Annotated in this window: 18 protein-coding genes; 11 read left to right on the top strand and 7 right to left on the bottom strand. The window is 35.9% G+C overall.

Annotated features, from left to right (window positions below; genetic code table 11):
• The first annotated feature begins 20 nt into the window (after positions 1-20).
• The 7 genes from BLT04_RS17045 to BLT04_RS17075 all read left to right on the top strand — a co-directional run bounded on the left by BLT04_RS17045 (position 21) and on the right by BLT04_RS17075 (position 5,301).
• The gene (locus tag BLT04_RS17045) at positions 21-761 is read left to right on the top strand and encodes an SDR family oxidoreductase (RefSeq protein ID WP_089756995.1); all 741 of its coding nucleotides are present in this window, start codon (positions 21-23) and stop codon (positions 759-761) included.
• Between the two features lie 172 nt (positions 762-933).
• Positions 934-1,689: an SDR family oxidoreductase gene (locus BLT04_RS17050; protein WP_089756996.1), complete on the top strand. Its 756-nt coding sequence runs from the start codon at positions 934-936 to the stop codon at positions 1,687-1,689.
• Positions 1,690-1,777: 88 nt separating this feature from the next.
• Positions 1,778-2,500 carry an SDR family oxidoreductase gene (locus BLT04_RS17055; RefSeq protein ID WP_089756997.1) on the top strand — a complete coding sequence of 241 codons (723 nt, stop codon included), beginning with the start codon at positions 1,778-1,780 and terminating at the stop codon, positions 2,498-2,500.
• A gap of 178 nt (positions 2,501-2,678) precedes the next feature.
• Complete coding sequence (locus tag BLT04_RS17060; protein ID WP_089756998.1) at positions 2,679-3,377, top strand: DsbA family oxidoreductase; 699 nt, start codon at positions 2,679-2,681, stop codon at positions 3,375-3,377.
• A 12-nt stretch (positions 3,378-3,389) separates the two neighbouring features.
• On the top strand, positions 3,390-3,971 hold the full coding sequence (locus BLT04_RS17065; protein ID WP_089756999.1) for a 5'-methylthioadenosine/S-adenosylhomocysteine nucleosidase family protein: 582 nt from the start codon (positions 3,390-3,392) through the stop codon (positions 3,969-3,971).
• Positions 3,972-3,985: 14 nt separating this feature from the next.
• Positions 3,986-4,504, top strand: a complete 519-nt coding sequence (locus tag BLT04_RS17070; protein ID WP_089757000.1) for a GNAT family N-acetyltransferase — start codon at positions 3,986-3,988, stop codon at positions 4,502-4,504.
• A gap of 89 nt (positions 4,505-4,593) precedes the next feature.
• Positions 4,594-5,301: a DUF421 domain-containing protein gene (locus tag BLT04_RS17075; RefSeq protein ID WP_089757001.1), complete on the top strand. Its 708-nt coding sequence runs from the start codon at positions 4,594-4,596 to the stop codon at positions 5,299-5,301.
• 59 nt (positions 5,302-5,360) lie between these two features.
• Here BLT04_RS17075 and BLT04_RS17080 read toward each other — a convergent pair whose 3' ends face one another.
• The 4 genes from BLT04_RS17080 to BLT04_RS17095 form a co-directional block, all read right to left on the bottom strand.
• Positions 5,361-5,768, bottom strand: a complete 408-nt coding sequence (locus tag BLT04_RS17080; RefSeq protein WP_089757002.1) for a hypothetical protein — start codon at positions 5,766-5,768, stop codon at positions 5,361-5,363.
• A gap of 21 nt (positions 5,769-5,789) precedes the next feature.
• Complete coding sequence (locus tag BLT04_RS17085) at positions 5,790-6,167, bottom strand: DoxX family protein (protein WP_089757003.1); 378 nt, start codon at positions 6,165-6,167, stop codon at positions 5,790-5,792.
• A 34-nt stretch (positions 6,168-6,201) separates the two neighbouring features.
• The gene (locus tag BLT04_RS17090) at positions 6,202-7,197 is read right to left on the bottom strand and encodes an SDR family oxidoreductase (RefSeq protein WP_089757004.1); all 996 of its coding nucleotides are present in this window, start codon (positions 7,195-7,197) and stop codon (positions 6,202-6,204) included.
• A gap of 183 nt (positions 7,198-7,380) precedes the next feature.
• Positions 7,381-7,725: a mannan-binding lectin gene (locus tag BLT04_RS17095; protein WP_089757005.1), complete on the bottom strand. Its 345-nt coding sequence runs from the start codon at positions 7,723-7,725 to the stop codon at positions 7,381-7,383.
• A gap of 545 nt (positions 7,726-8,270) precedes the next feature.
• On the opposite strand from BLT04_RS17095, the gene BLT04_RS17100 reads away from it, so the two are divergent.
• Both BLT04_RS17100 and BLT04_RS17105 read left to right on the top strand, forming a co-directional pair.
• Positions 8,271-9,188 carry a DUF3078 domain-containing protein gene (locus tag BLT04_RS17100; RefSeq protein WP_089757006.1) on the top strand — a complete coding sequence of 306 codons (918 nt, stop codon included), beginning with the start codon at positions 8,271-8,273 and terminating at the stop codon, positions 9,186-9,188.
• Between the two features lie 146 nt (positions 9,189-9,334).
• Positions 9,335-10,279, top strand: a complete 945-nt coding sequence (locus tag BLT04_RS17105; protein ID WP_089757007.1) for an aldo/keto reductase — start codon at positions 9,335-9,337, stop codon at positions 10,277-10,279.
• Between the two features lie 76 nt (positions 10,280-10,355).
• Here the strand turns inward: BLT04_RS17105 and BLT04_RS17110 are convergent, their stop codons facing one another.
• The gene (locus BLT04_RS17110) at positions 10,356-11,624 is read right to left on the bottom strand and encodes an NAD(P)/FAD-dependent oxidoreductase (RefSeq protein WP_089757008.1); all 1,269 of its coding nucleotides are present in this window, start codon (positions 11,622-11,624) and stop codon (positions 10,356-10,358) included.
• Positions 11,625-11,818: 194 nt separating this feature from the next.
• On the opposite strand from BLT04_RS17110, the gene BLT04_RS17115 reads away from it, so the two are divergent.
• Entirely contained in the window at positions 11,819-12,808 is a 990-nt protein-coding gene (locus BLT04_RS17115; protein WP_170828503.1) for an aldo/keto reductase, read from the top strand.
• 96 nt (positions 12,809-12,904) lie between these two features.
• Here BLT04_RS17115 and BLT04_RS17120 read toward each other — a convergent pair whose 3' ends face one another.
• Both BLT04_RS17120 and BLT04_RS17125 read right to left on the bottom strand, forming a co-directional pair.
• Positions 12,905-13,651 carry a DUF6261 family protein gene (locus BLT04_RS17120; protein WP_089757009.1) on the bottom strand — a complete coding sequence of 249 codons (747 nt, stop codon included), beginning with the start codon at positions 13,649-13,651 and terminating at the stop codon, positions 12,905-12,907.
• A gap of 232 nt (positions 13,652-13,883) precedes the next feature.
• Positions 13,884-14,261, bottom strand: a complete 378-nt coding sequence (locus tag BLT04_RS17125; protein ID WP_089757010.1) for a helix-turn-helix domain-containing protein — start codon at positions 14,259-14,261, stop codon at positions 13,884-13,886.
• 269 nt (positions 14,262-14,530) lie between these two features.
• On the opposite strand from BLT04_RS17125, the gene BLT04_RS17130 reads away from it, so the two are divergent.
• Positions 14,531-16,060: a hypothetical protein gene (locus tag BLT04_RS17130; protein ID WP_089757011.1), complete on the top strand. Its 1,530-nt coding sequence runs from the start codon at positions 14,531-14,533 to the stop codon at positions 16,058-16,060.

Genomic DNA, 16,060 nt, shown 5'->3' on the forward strand with positions numbered 1-16,060 from the left:
AAAATTAAACACTTAAACACATGAGCAATTTATCGAACAAAGTAGTCCTTGTAACAGGCGCTTCAAAAGGAATCGGAGCTGAAGTAGCTAAAAAAATAGCGGAAGCCGGAGCTAAAGTGATTGTCAATTTTGCCGGAAGCAAGGCAGATGCAGACAACGTGGTAGAAGAAATCAAAAAGAAAGGCGGTGATGCCATTGTAGTTCAGGCAGATGTAAGCAAGCCTGAAGATGTGAAATCTCTTTTTGACCAGTCAATTGCCCATTACGGAAGAATTGATGTCCTGATCAATAATGCCGGAATTATGATCACCAAAACCATTCAGGAAACAACTGATGAAGATTTTGACCGTCATTTTAGCATTAATGTAAAAGGAGTTTTCAACACGCTTAGAGAAGCAGCTACAAAATTAGCTGACAATGGAAGTATCATTAATTTTTCAACTTCTGTCAACAGATTAATGCTTCCCGGTTATGGAACTTATGTTGCCACAAAATCAGCAGTAGAGCAGCTTACAAGAGTTTTCTCCAAAGAAATCGGTCATAGAGGAATTAATGTCAATTCAGTTTCTCCCGGTCCGACTGCGACAGCATTATTCTTAAACGGAAAATCACAGGAAACCATCGACAGATTAGCATCATTAAACCCTTTCGGAAGAATCGGAGAAACAGATGATATTGCAAATGTCGTAGTTTTCCTGGCAGGCGATGAAGCAAAATGGATCAACGCACAAAACATCGGCGTAAACGGTGGAATGGCGTAAAAATGTGAATTGTGAATTTTTTCAAGTGAATTGTGAATTTTTTATAACTGTAAAAGAAATTTAATCTAAAGATCAATATTAATTATAAGCAGTGTATTGAAACATCATTTATAATAATTGACATTTGACTTATTCACAATTAACCATCATTATTAACCAATTATAAAAAATCATGAATACAAATTTGCATGGCAAAACAGCCCTCATTACGGGCTCAGCCAGAGGTTTAGGAAAAGCTATCGCAGAACGTTATGCAGCCTTGGGCGCGAACATTGTGATCAATTATTCGAAAGATAAAGCTTCAGCGGATGAAGTGGTTTCCAATATCAAAGCCATGAATGTTGGCGTAATCGCAGTTCAGGCAGACGTGAGCAAAGTGACAGACATTGAAAAGCTGTTTAATGAAGCTAAAAATGCATTCGGAAAAATAGACATTATCGTGGCCAATGCAGGAATTGAAATGGTAGAAACTCCCGTGACAGAATTTACGGAAGAACAGTTTGACCGTTTGTTTAGCATTAATACAAAAGGAGCGTATTTCACGATGCAACATGCTGCAAAAAATGTGGAAGACAACGGAAGAATCATTTATATTGCTTCAAGTACTACATCTTTTCCGGTTCCGGGGATGGCGGTTTACGGAGGAAGCAAAACTACCCCGAGATATATGGTAGACGTACTTTCCAAGGAGATTGGGCATCGCGGCGTTACGGTAAATTCGATAATCCCTTTTGCGGTTGATCATTCCGGGATCTTTGCAGAAGAAAACAGCTATCCTGAGTTGAGAAAATCTCTTCTCGACAGCTGTCCGATGGGAAGACTGGCAGAAGTGGAAGATGTTGCCAATGTTGCAGAATTTTTCGCAAGCGATCTTTCGTCTTTCGTAAATGGCCAGCATTTATTGATAAACGGAGGCGCAAACCAATAATTCTTCCAGGTACAATAAAGTAAAAGTATTTGTTGGAAAATTGCAAAGTCGCAAAGACTTTAAATAATTAATAAAATTTTAAATAAAAATGGAAACTTTTAAAAATAAAAAAGTAGTAATCTTAGGAGCAAGCTCAGGATTAGGATTAGCAACCGCAAAAGCTGCTGCAGAAGAAGGTGCAAATCTTGTCATTGTTTCAAGCAATCAGGAGCGAATTGATGATGCTCTGAAGAATTTACCCAAGGGAACTGAAGGCTATGCAATTGATTTAAGCAAAGAAGAAAATATTCGCCTTTTATTTGAAAACATAGGAAAATTTGATCATTTGGTTTACACTGCCGGAGAAAATTTAAATCTTTCCAGTCTTTCAGAAACAGATCTTCAGAAAGCAAGAGATTTTTTCACCCTTCGTTACTGGGGAGCCATCGCAGCCATAAAATATGCAGCTCCAAATATGAATGAAGGCGGATCTATTAATCTTACAAGCGGTATTGCCAATCAAAGACCGGGAGCGGGCTGGGCACTAGCATCAAGCATTTGTGGTGCTATGGATGGTTTATGCAGAGCAATGGCGGTAGAGCTGGCTCCGATCAGGGTAAATGCTGTGGCTCCGGGCGTCATCAGAACCAATTTATGGAACGGAATGTCGGAAGAAAAAAAGAATGATTTCTACAAAAATGTTGGTGATTCTTTACTGGTAAAAAGGGTGGGAGAAGCCGAAGAAATCGCGCAGTCATTTATTTTCTTGATGAAGCAAGCCTTTGTTACCGGACAAATCATTACGATAGATGGCGGAACGGTTTTAGTTTAAATTTATCAAGCTTAATTTATCATTAAAAGTCTGTAATTCATTATAATTACGGACTTTTTTATTTGATGGGCCTTCGCCGTTGAATGAAAAGCAAGAAAATTATAATTATCTTTGAGGCACGAACAATTATTTTTATACAATAAAAAAAAATTCGCTAAATAGATTAAATTACAGAAAAATGAAAATAGAAATCTGGTCAGATGTAATGTGCCCGTTTTGCTATATCGGAAAACATAATTTTGAAAAAGCGCTTGAAAAACTACCTTTCAAAGATGAAGTAAAGGTGGAATGGAAAAGCTTCCAGCTGGACCCGACTTTAAATGCTTCCGAAGCGATCAGCACCATTGAATATTTTAAAGAAAAGAAAGGAGTTTCCGAAGAACAGGCAAAACAGATGATGCAACAGGTTTTGCAGATGGGTAAAAATTCAGGAATAGATTTTAATTTTGAAAAAGCTTTAATAACAAATACTTTTCCGGCTCATAAATTACTTCACTTAGCCAAAAAATACGATAAATGTTCTCAAATGGAAGAAGCCTTATTTCAATCTCATTTTCTGAATGGAGAAAATGTTGCGGATACAGAAACTTTGATTTCTATGGCTGAATCTTTAGGTATAGATAAAGAAGAAACAAGACAGGCATTAACGTCCAATAAATATGATTATGAAGTGAGTCAGGATATTCAAGAAGCTAAAAATCATGGCGTTACCGGTGTTCCTTTTTTTATTTTGAATGAAAAGTATGCTGTTTCTGGAGCGCAACCTGTCGAGCTTTTTAAGAATGCGTTAACCCAAACGTATCAGGAAACTGTTTCTCCGCACAAAAATCTTTCAAATGGAGAAAATTCTTGTGATACAGACGGATATAGTATTTAATTCTTTAAATTCATGATAAAAATAAACGACGAAATAAAGTACCCGATTGACGAAACTCTTTTTGTTTTCGCATTAGATTCTGAGGCAGGAGATGCTTTTGACCACACCAATAAGCTGATTACAGGCATCGGAAAAGTAAATGCAGCAATGGGGCTTGCCAAAGAAATCCATTTTAAAAGACCTAAATTAATTGTGAATTTAGGTTCGGCAGGAAGTAAAAATTTTTCTAAAGGAGAAGTTATTTGCTGTACAAAATTCATTCAGCGCGATATGGATGTAAGAGGTCTTGGTTTTAAAAAATATGAAACTCCGTTGTCAGGAATTCCGCCTTTACTGGAATATGGATATTTGATGAATGGCCTGAGAGAAGGCGTTTGCGGAAGCGGTGACAGTTTTGAGACAAACCATTCTGAAGACGAATACAACATCGTAGATATGGAAGCCTATCCGTTGGCCTTGATTGCCATGAAGGAAAAAATCCCTTTTTTATGTTTAAAATATATTTCTGATAATGCGGGAAGTGACGCTGCCGATGATTGGGCTGTGCAGGTGCATTTGGCTGCTGAAAAATTTAAAGAAATATTGTTTTCCTAATTAAAATTATTAAGATGTCAATTATAATTAATAAAGCTTCTCTGGAAGATCTCGAAACATTGCAATCTCTTGGTAAACAGACTTTCTACGAAACGTTTGCAAAAGACAATTCAGAAGAGGCCATGCAAAAATATCTTGAAGAAAGCTTTACAACAGAAAAAATAAAATCAGAATTAAATAATCCTGATTCACAGTTTTTTATCGCCTGGGAAGAAGATCATCCGATTGGGTATTTAAAAATAAATTCAGGAAAAGCGCAAACTGAATTACAGGATGAAACTTCTCTCGAAATTGAAAGAATTTACGTAAAAAGCAGTCATCATGGTAAAAAAGTAGGACAGCTTCTTTATGAAAAAGCATTGGAAATCACCGGACAATTAGGCAAATCCTCTATCTGGCTTGGCGTTTGGGAAGAAAACTTAAAAGCTATAAATTTTTACAAAAAAAACGGATTTATAGAATTTGATAAACATATTTTCGTTTTAGGAGAGGAAAAGCAAACTGACCTTATGATGAAAAAATTGTTAGATTAAAATCAATTTCAGAAAATATATAAAGTTTGTCTTGCAATAACCTTCCGTCTGTGGCGTATTTTTTGAACAACTGAAATAAATAATTTCCTATGATATCCATATTTCTATTAAAACTTGACTGGAAAGAACTATTGATGGGCCATGAAGACTGGTCATTTATTCTGGAAATCATTTTGCGAACTGCAATTATGTTTTTAACCATCATTATAGGATTGAGAGTTTTAGGAAAAAGAGGAGTCAAACAGCTATCCATCTTCGAATTGGTTGTAATTATCGGGCTGGGATCGGCAGCAGGTGATCCGATGTTTAATAAAGATGTAGGAATAATTTCTTCTATTATTGTATTTATTGTTATTATTTTACTCTACAGCATTGTCACATTTTATATTGGTAGAAATAAAAAATTTGAAAATCTGGTAGAAGGAAAATCCGTATGCTTAATTGAAAACGGTGTATTTTCAATTAAGAATTTTAAAAAGGAAAATCTTGGAAGTGATGAATTTTTTTCAGAATTAAGGTTAAAAGGAATTTCACAGCTAGGTCAAGTCGAGATGGCAATTGAAGAAATTTCCGGTGACATCAGCGTCTTCTATCTTGAAGATAAAGAAGTAAAGTATGGGCTTCCGACAATGCCCGGCTCATTAGATCATCCGATTAAATATATTAACCAGGAAGGTTATTATTCATGTACTTTTTGCGGAAATACGGAACTTAAGAATTCAGGAAATGCAGGAAAATGCAAAAATTGTGAAAAAGAAAATTGGGTTCCTTCAAGCAATAAAAAAAGGGTCAGCTAATTTTTAAGCATAAAAAAAGCTATAACCAATTGGCTATAGCTCCCAGTTATTATATGATATTATTTAATTTTATCATAAATAAATTTCGTTATCAAAGCTCCGAAAACATAATAACCAATAGTCATTGCTTTAATTTGGTTGTTTTCGGCAACAGGTTTATCGTCGAGTCCGAGAGTTTTTGGAAGTGCAACCGTTGCAATACCCATCAACAGTCCGGAAGTTACATCATGTGTTGTAGCGGTAGACGCATAATACAAACCGTTTCCGATAATATCTCCTGCCAGAGTGGCGGCATAAATATGGTCTTTATCAGAAAGATCAATATTCGTCTTATCTGTAATTTTAGTTAATGCTTCTTCTCCAACTTCATTGATATGCGGGACATTTTCAAAGTTTTTTCTGACGATCTCATGTAAAATATTTAAGGCTAGTGCACCTCCGAGACCTGCTAAAATTTTTTTATACATAATATTTAGATTTGATTAAATTTATTTTTCAGTCGATTTTAATGCCCATGCGATCAAAGGAGCCTGCATAAAAAGCCTTGCAAATCTTGCTTTATCATTATTAAGACCAAAACTGTCTTTTCTGTTTTTGTACTGTGAAATATTCCCGGGGAGTACTGCTGCAAAAAAAGTTGCCACGATTTTTCCCATTGTTGCTCTATGTTTTTCAGGGGCTGCAATTGTTGCCGTTCCGAGAAGAATTTCTGCAATCCCGGAATAAACTACAGTATCATCTTTCGGTAAAGGAACCCAATCCGGAACCTGCGCCTGAAACTCTTTCCTTGCAAAGGTAAGATGCCCGATTCCTGCGGTTATGAGAAATGCTCCGAGGGCTATTCTTCCAATATTTTTTGCTTCCATAATAGTATATATTTTGTATGGTGTGATGAATATTTTAAACTTTCTTTGATTTTAAAGAGGATAATAAAAAGCCGGCCACAGCTAATCCTGCAATTCCAAACGCGGCAACTTTTATTACTTTGGGAGGATTTGGAAGTAAGGTTTTTCCATCAATCCCCATATTTCCTTTTGAAGGCTGTAATACATTTCCTGAAGAATTTTCTTCATTATGAGCTTTTTTCATAATAAATCTCATTGCGGAAGATGAAACAAAACGGATAAATCCGGGGAAAATTCCGTAAGCATTTTTAAATACAATCGAAAACCAATCCGGATATGTTGAATCTACAGGATTTTTTGCTACTTCAACAATAGAATTGGCCAAACCCCGGGGGTCAAAAGCGGGTGGAGGAGTGCTCAGTTTTATCCCTGAATAATTAGCGGCATGCTCGATTCCAGCAGATTTCTGAAAACCGGGATACAATGCACAAACATAAATATTTGGAAATTCTGAAACCTCACCCTGAAGGCTCTCTACTAATCCCCGTATCCCAAATTTAGAAGCGGTGTAAGCGGTTCCGTAAGGAGCAGGCATCCATCCGCCAATGGAAATATTGTTGATTAAAACTCCTTTTCCCTGCTTTTTAAATAGAGGCAGAACAGTGTGTGCAGCATACATATAGCCCAACAGATTCGTTTTTATAATCTGATCTACAACCTCAACCGGTGTTTCATCAAACTTTCCAAATGACAAAACTCCCGCGTTGTTTACCCAATAATCAATGCGTTTATTGAATTTTATTGCTTCTTCTGCGAGATGATTAACTTCTTCAGCGATAGAAGTATCAGTGGGAACGACCAGCGTTTCAGCGCCCAGTTTCCTGCAAATATCTGCAGTTTGCTGTAAAGAATCCTCACCACGGGCGGCAAGGACCAAAAAAGCACCTTCTCTCGCAAAAGCTTCTGCGGTTGCTTTACCAACACCACTGGAAGCTCCAGTGATGACAACCGTTTTTCCAAAAAGTGGAGAAATATTTCTAATATGCTTCATACTATGAATCTCCAAAATTCAGACCATAAATTATTGTAAAAACAATTTTTATGTTTAAATTATTATTTTAAAAATCAATAACAATTAATAATTTTCTATGATATCTCTAAATCTCAATGTGAAACATAATTAAAAAAAATCTCCGGAAAAATTCCGGAGACTATACACATCTTTTAATAAATTTTAGAATTTAAAGACACAGCCGCAAACGCTCATTTTGCCTTCAACGACGGTCGTCCATTGCCCGTTCCAAGTACCTCCGTAAGAGGCGCAGATAGCCGGACAAACTTCTTTGGCATCCTCAATGCTCCATAGCGGACCAGCAAGTACATCCATTGTATATTCTGAATCTCCGGTGGGTTGTGTATTCAACTCAACTTCGATTACACTCATTTCACCTTCTACAATGGTGCTCCATTGTCCGGTGAATTTTCCTAAATGTGCCGCTGCAATACGGCCTCCTAATTTTTGCGCTTCGTCATTGCTCCAAAGTGGTCCCGCAATGATGTTAATTTTGAATGTTGACATGGTGTAAAGTTTTTGTTTGTTTAACATTTCAAAGGTGTCACTAAAAAGGGAAATATTTTAGAGTATAAAGTACTAAATTGATTATTAAGTATTTATACTTAATTTGTGGTATTCTGGTTAAGCTGTAAGAAAACAAGGAATTACGGTAGTAAATAAAAAAGACCTCTTCGAGAAGAGGTCCTAAAAAAACACAAATGATGAAAAAAAATTATTTCGATTCGCAAATATATGAAAAAATAAAATTATGCATTACATAATTGGAATAAAATCATAAACTTTCTATTCATAATCGTAATAGATAAAACTAATCAATGGATTGCACTGTATTAATTATACATTAAAAACGTATTATTTTTAAAAGCAATTAAAAATGATTGTATTAATTAGAATGATGTCATTCAACAATATGTTATGTAATTATCATTAAAATTTAAAAGGAAGCTTTATTTATTCACAAAATATAGAATTAAATATCTTTTTAAAGTTACATTTTTGTATTAATTAGGAAATTAAATTCTATTTTTATGCATTAAAAAAAATCATTTATGAAAAAAATTTTATTATCAATTTCTGTCTCGCTAGGGATATACAATTTTGCGCAGGAAAAAGCTGATATTCCGGTAGTTGACACTACAAAAGCGTGGAGCATTCAGGGCCAGAATACATTAATGCTTAATCAGGCAGCCTTTTCAAACTGGGTCGGTGGTGGCGCAAATAATGTCGGTTGGCTTGCCGGAGTTAATTATAACATGACCTATGAAAAAGGAAAAGATCTTTGGGAAAATATCATTATTCTGGGTTACGGACAAAATAATACAAAAGGAATAGGAACCAGAAAAACTCAGGATGTGATCAATCTTTCGACCAATTACGGGAGAGAATTTGCAAAAAACTGGTATCTTTCTGGTGGCGCAAGTCTGCAGACACAGTTTGCAGGAGGCTTTGAAGACGGAAATAATCCTGATGCCAAAAAACTCTCCAATTTTATGGCACCCGGTTATCTAAATATCGGTGCCGGCGTCACCTATCGCCCAAATGATAATTTTACGATGACATTACGCCCTGCCAACGCAAGATGGACCTTTGTTTTGGATGAAGATCTGCAATATGCAGGAACGTATGGTTTAAAAAATGACGGCGATTCTTCATTATTTCAGTTTGGATTTTTAGGAACGGCAATCTATAAATTAAAGATTATGGAGAATATTAATCTTATTAATACCGGTTCAGTTTTCTCTAATTATATCGATCATCCTGAAAGGCTTGTTCTTTCGTACAGCGGGGTTTTAAATATGAAAATCAATAAATTTATCTCAACAAATATTACTGTAGACCTGCTTTATGATCACAATCAGATCAGGAGAACTCAATTGAAACAAACATTGGGTGTTGGTCTTGCATATAATTTTGAAAGCGGAAAAAAACGCTCTGATAATAAAAGCAATCAATCATGGCTGAAATAACACATCTTTAATATAATTAATAAAACAATACAGACTGACCTCATGGTTAGTCTTTTTTAATGATAGAAATAGATAAAAATTAACAGACCAAATAAGTAAGCGGTATAATATTTATTACATTGTATTATATTTTTAAGCTAATTATTATGGAAAAAAGAAAAATAAAGAACACTGATCTGTCAATTGCACCTATTAATTTCGGAGGAAATGTTTTTGGTTGGACTTTAGACGAAAAGAAATCTTTTAACATTCTGGATAAATTTATTGATGGAGGTTTTAATTTCATCGACACTGCAGATACGTATTCGTGGTGGGTAAACGGAAAAGGCGGACAATCCGAGGAAATTATTGGAAAATGGATGAAAGCCCGCGCCAACAGACATGGCTTGGTAGTGGCAACCAAAGTAGGTTCTGAAACCAAAGAACATGGTTATGATATCAGCAAAAAACATATTCTGAAGTCTGTTGATGAATCGCTTCAAAGACTTAAAACTGATTATATCGACATTTATTATACCCATTTTGATGATCATAAAACGCCTGTGGAAGAGACTTTGTCGGCTTATGATGAAATTATCAAAGCAGGAAAAATCCGTTACATCGCCGCATCCAATCTTTCTCCGGAACGCTTGCAGGAATCTTTCGATATAGCAGAAAAAAATAACCTTCCAAAATATGTTGCCTTACAGCCGCATTACAATTTGTTGGAAAGAGAAAAATTTGAACAGGATTATGCTCCTTTGGTTGAAAAATATAACTTAAGTACATTTCCATATTGGTCTTTAGCTGCCGGGTTTTTAACCGGAAAATACCGCAGTGAAGAAGATTTAAGTAAAAGCCAAAGAGGAGAAGGGGTAAGAAAATATTTAAATCCAAAAGGCTTTGAGGTTTTAAAAGCATTGGACGAAATAAGCGCAAAACACAAGACCACTCAAGGCGCTGTTGCATTGGCGTGGTTGCTGGCAAATCCTTTAATTACCGCTCCAATCGTAAGTGCAACGAGTGAATCACAGCTCCAGACATTATTTGCAGCACCAACATTGAACATCAGCAGTGAAGATATCGAACTTTTAAACAAAGCGAGCCAATAATACACATAAAAAGTAAAATAAAAGCCGTTCAATACATAAAAATTTGAACGGCTTTTTTATTTAAGCTAAAAGTAAATTATTCTTTACTTGTATTTCTTTTCGGTAAAAGTATCAGTCGGATAGAAGGATTATTGGTGATAAACAATCTGAACCATTCAACGGCCAGACGAACCTTGTTCCCAAAACTTACCAACGGAATAATATGAATGAAAAGCCACGTTAACCATGCAAAGAATCCTTTAAAAGAAAACTTCGGCAAATCTACAACAGCATTAAATTTAGAAATAATCGCCATGCTTCCTTTATCATTATATTTAAAAGGAATCAGAACTTTTTCATCTTCAATGCGTTTTAAATTTTTTCCTAAATTATCCGCATGCTGTATGGCAACCTGAGCCAATTGCGGATGGCCTTTAGGAAATTTATCATCAGTTAATTGCAGTGAAATATCACCCAACGCAAAAATATTTTCCGTGCCCTGGACTCTATTGTAAGCATCTACCAATAATCTTCGGCCTTTTCCTACACTTTCTTCGGGAATTCCGGGAACTTCACGGCCAATAACTCCGGAAGTCCAGATCAGCGTTTCTGTTTCTATGGATTTTCCGTCTGATAGCATCACTTTTCCGTCTGCATAATCTTTTACAGATACATTTAATAGGATTTTTACGCCTAATTCTTTAAGTTTTTTATGAGCTGTTTCCTGGGCAAGCTTACTCATCGGAGAAAGCAGGGTAGGAAGCGCATCAATCAGGTATAAACTTGAAAGGCCTAATTTTATCTCGGGATATTCTTTTTCAGCGATAAATTTTCCCATTTCGGCAAGCATTCCTGCCAGCTCAACACCGGTTGGCCCGCCTCCTGCGATCACTACATTCTGTAATTTCTGGGCAGATTTTATATCTTTATTTCGGGCAGCCTCTTCCAGATTCAACAGCATATAATTGCGTAAATAAAGGGCTTCTTCGATATTTTTCATCGGGAGCGCACATCGCTGCACATTTTCCATGCCAAAGAAGTTGGATTCCGTTCCTAATGCAATAACAAGGTAATCATAATGCAGCGTTCCGGTATCCGTTTCAATCGTTTTGCTTTCAGGATGCACCTTGGTAAGGCTACCCATATGAAAATGAACGTTTTTATATCCTGAAAGTAATTTTCTGAAGGGGTAACTGATATTTGAAGCCTCAATAAAAGAGGTTGCCACCTGATAAATAAGCGGTGGAAAGAAGTGATAATTATTTTTATCAACTAAAGTTATACGAAATCTGCTGTCATTTTTTAAGGATTTAATAAGATTAATTCCCGCAAATCCTCCGCCTACGATAATAATGTGCTTTTTCATATTAATTGATATTGAAGTGGTAGAAAATTTAATTCAATAATAGGACCAAATAATTCTATTGATATTTTAAATTTTAAGTTTTAAGTTTAAAAGATTAATAAATTATTAATCAGCTATACATATTAATTAAATTCAAAATGGGTCTGCACGATGTTTGCATCTCAGTAAATAACCAAATTTTAAATATTTATATTATGAAAAGTAATATTTTAACAGAAAAACATAGATTGGGATTGGGTGGAGTAGCCATCGGAACAGCATTTGAGGCCCTTACAGACGGAGAATCTTATGAAGTTTTACAAAAAGCCTGGGATTTAGGAATCAGATATTATGACACCTCACCCTGGTATGGGTTGACAAAAAGTGAAAGAAGATTCGGAAACTTTCTGCATGGTCAAAAACGAGATGAATTTGTATTTTCAACAAAAGTGGGAAGATTATTTGTTGAAGTTCCGGAAAATGAAGTTCCGCCCACAATGTGGAAAGCCCCGCTAAATTATGACTTTGAACACAATTACACCGCAGACGCCATCAAAAGATCCATCGAAGAAAGCCTTGAAAGAAGCCGCCTCGATTACATTGACATTGTTTATATTCATGATCTGTCTGAGGATCAGGTAGGTGACAGATATCCTTATTTTCTGGAACAGGCCAAAAAGGGGGCATTTAAAGTTCTTTCCGAGTTGAGAGATCAGGGGGTAATTAAAGCCTGGGGAATGGGTGTTAATAAAATCGAGCCCATTTTAGACTGTCTCGAAGCTGCCGACCCGGATATTTGTCTTTCTGCCACTCAATATTCAATTTTAGAACATGAAGATGCTGTTGACAGGCTGCTTCCTGCCGTAAAGAAAGCCGGTGTAAAGCTGGTTTCCGGAGCAGGATATAATTCGGGATTTGTGACCGGAAGGCCCCGCTATAATTATAAGAATGTTATCCCGAAAGGCATGACAGAAAAACGTGACCGAATTGCTGAAATCGCAAAAAAATATTCGATTGATATTGTAGATGCGGCGTTACATTTCGTTTTGGCAGCCGATGAATTTGCCGCTATTATTCCGGGATCGAGTAAGCCCGAGCAGGTTCAGGATAATGTAGAAGCCTTACACAAAGGAATTCCGACTGATTTTTGGAACGAATTAAAATCTGAAGGTTTGATTTACGAAAAAGCTCAGACTCCGAAATAAGAATAGATTATATTTAAAAAAATAGAAGCCGCTCAAATTATTGAACGGCTTTTTATTTATTGTAAATCTAATTTAAAGAATCTCAGCTTAATATTTTTAAGACCGTATAGATAAAGGATTATCCGTTTCACCAGCAGGAATATTTTGTCTGTTTATAAGAAGCACATTATACTGATCTGTAAGGGCATTAAGTTGATTGATTAATGTAGCATAAGGTGAAGGCGGTGTTTCTACCAACAGATGCAATGCATCTATTCTGTCACGAAGGGCATAGTAAGCCATGTTGGTTTCTTCTCTTTTGCTTTTGATGGTTTCAGGATTGGCATCACCGTATTCCTGTGTTCTTGAAAGATATTTTGTATTAAACTGTGCATTAGCATCTCTAAGCTCGTCAATCCATGGAGATAGGTTGAAGGTTGTTATTGCATTCAAAAGCTCAGGTTTATTTTCCCAGTCACGAAGAATGTTATTGAGTGTTGCGGTTTCAGCCTGATAATTAAGGCGGGCAATCCCGGTTCCATATAATGTTATGCTGTTTAGTAGCAATTGGGCATTTTGCTTTTTATCGCTTTCATAATGATAAGTAAATGACATCAGGAAATAGTAAATCCCGTTAATGGCATTATCTCTTCTTTCGTCCAGTATCAGAAGCTCCTGTGTCTTTTCACTGGCGAGAGCTTTTTTGTAAAGCACTTCCAGCTCATCGGTTTTTGCTGTGAAAGCGGATAATTTGTTATCAATCCCTAGTGAGGCAGGATTGTTCAGATTGATGATTCCTGAAAAGTCTTTGAGATATTGCAGATATTCTGCGTTGCGTAGTTTGGGAAGGTCTATTGCATTCATACATATAATGTTTTATAAAATAATAATACTAAATTATGAATAAAATTAAAACGATTTTAAAATTTAAAAGAGATTTTTTGTGTTTTATTTACCCGAAAACGTATTACAAGAGTGCAAGAGGTTTTCACACTTCCCCGAAATCTTCTTACTAGGGTGTGGCAACCTTTCGGATGTTCCCGAAAACCTGTTGCCAGAGTGCAGGAAGCTTTCGGGAACGTACAAATACTATTTGTTATTTTTTTTCTATTAAACTTTTTAAAAAGGCGATTTCTTCGTCTTTTTGTTTTAGTCTTTCTTCGTATTGTTCGATTAATTTGTCTGAAAGAATATAATTTATCGTCTGATTTTGAATAACACCACTTGAATTACTAGACTCATTATTGTTATTATTTACCTGAACAAAGCTTTCTTCTGTTTTTAAAAGTTCATCAACCGTTACTTCCAATGTATCACAAATACTTTCGATGTGATTGATCCACGAATTGGTTTCACCATTTTCCAATCGCTGATACGCTGAGCGTGAAATTTTAAGTCTTTCTGCCAGATCTTCCTGAGAAAAGCCTTTAGCTTCTCTGAAATTTCTTATTCTTTTACCAATAGTTTTGTTCATTGAAAGTATGTTTTTAAGAATTAACAAATATAATTTTTTTTTAGTGATTGTCAACCTTTCCTAAATGGTGAAAATTTTCAACAAAATGAAGATGAAAAATGAAATATAATCGCCATAAATAATCGTTTGTATTTTATTATTAATGTGCATCGAAAATCGGGCAGGAATACCCTGAAATAGGGCATTGGCATTGGACTATATTTCACATATTTGCAGAGTAATCATAGAAGAAAATAATTATATTTACGATTCTAAAAAACTACACATTTATGAACAAAAAATTTATTCTCAGGCTACTCCTGTTAGTAGCAATCAGTATTTCGTTACATTCCTGTAGGAATGAACTTCTTAACGAGCAGCACACTGCTGTAAATCCTAATGCTTCAAAATTCAGAATGGTAAAGCTGAAAAATATTCCCAATGTCGAAAACTTTATCTACCAAGAATCGGGAAGAAAAGACATGAAAGTTCCATTACGTTCTGCCTCTATTTCAGGAAAACAGGATCTTACAATTGGAGATATTGAAACCTCTGCGATTGTAGAAGCTAATTATGGCACTGATGTCTATTATGTTTTCAAAGTAGAAAACATGAACACCACCGATGCTGTTTACAATCTTGAAGTAAAGAAAACCAACGGACAAGTCGTAAAAGCAGAAATCATTGAATATAATCCCAAAGATGGAACTTATCTAGATTTTCAACATTTTACAGGGAGCGTGACTTCCTATTCTCTGGATGGGAGTGTGAATTCTATGGTAGGATTTAATGATGGTGTAGGTGATTGTCCTCCCATCCCGGGTACTCCCGGTGGAAATGGTGATTCCGGCGGGACTATAGATCCCGGTGATGTTCCCCCGCCTAACGGAGGATGGTATAATGGCGGAAACGGACCTAAAGATGAAGTACCGTGGGGTGATAATCCAAAAGATTGCACAGATCTTATTTTAGATAGTCATGGGAATACTATAGGATGGTACGACCACTGCCTGAATGAAACTCACCTCAACCCAATTGCCCACAAGACATCTTCAACAGACGAAACCGATAACCTTTCGGCAGATTGTAATGGCGATGGTTCTGGCGTGATTATTACAAATCCTACGACGCCGTGTGAGAAAACAAAAGTATTAATACAAAAGCAGGAAGTGAAAGATAAAGTTAATGCTTTATACAATCAATCAATGGCTACCGGTGAGAAAGCTTTTATGGTAAAAACAAGTGACGGACTGCCTGATCCTCTAATAGATGGTGAGGAACATAGTGTACAATTGGGAAATACAGATGGATATTCAGGATATTACCATAATCACACAAAAAAAGGAATTAATATTTTTTCCTGCCACGATATTTACAAACTGTTTGAGTTTATTAAAAAACTCCCACCTGATCAGTCTTCTGATGTAGCTTTTGGAGGAATGGTAGATACGGAAACATCTTGCCCCGGATGTACAAGTACCGGTGGAATTGAATATTTTAATTTCCTGGTTCGGTTTAATGGTTCGCGTGATGCTGCTGCGGAAATAAAAGATCGAAACTATCCTGAAGATGATTTAGACGACCTTGAAGACAAATATCAAGATTTTGAGCAATCTATCAGAGATCTGCCAGGCTATTCTTCACAAAACGGAAATTTTTTCAGCTTTAAAGGTTTGGAGGAAGTCTTTTTTAATGCTCTTGATAAAATGAATATTGATAAAAATAAAATAATTTTACAAAGGATAGATAAAAGTGGAAAAGTCTATAGTGTAACCCTTGATGCGAATGGAAAACCTAAAGAAACACCTTGTCCACAATAA

It is taken from the genome of Chryseobacterium soldanellicola, assembly GCF_900100115.1.
In the GTDB taxonomy this organism is placed as follows: Bacteria; Bacteroidota; Bacteroidia; order Flavobacteriales; family Weeksellaceae; genus Chryseobacterium; species Chryseobacterium soldanellicola.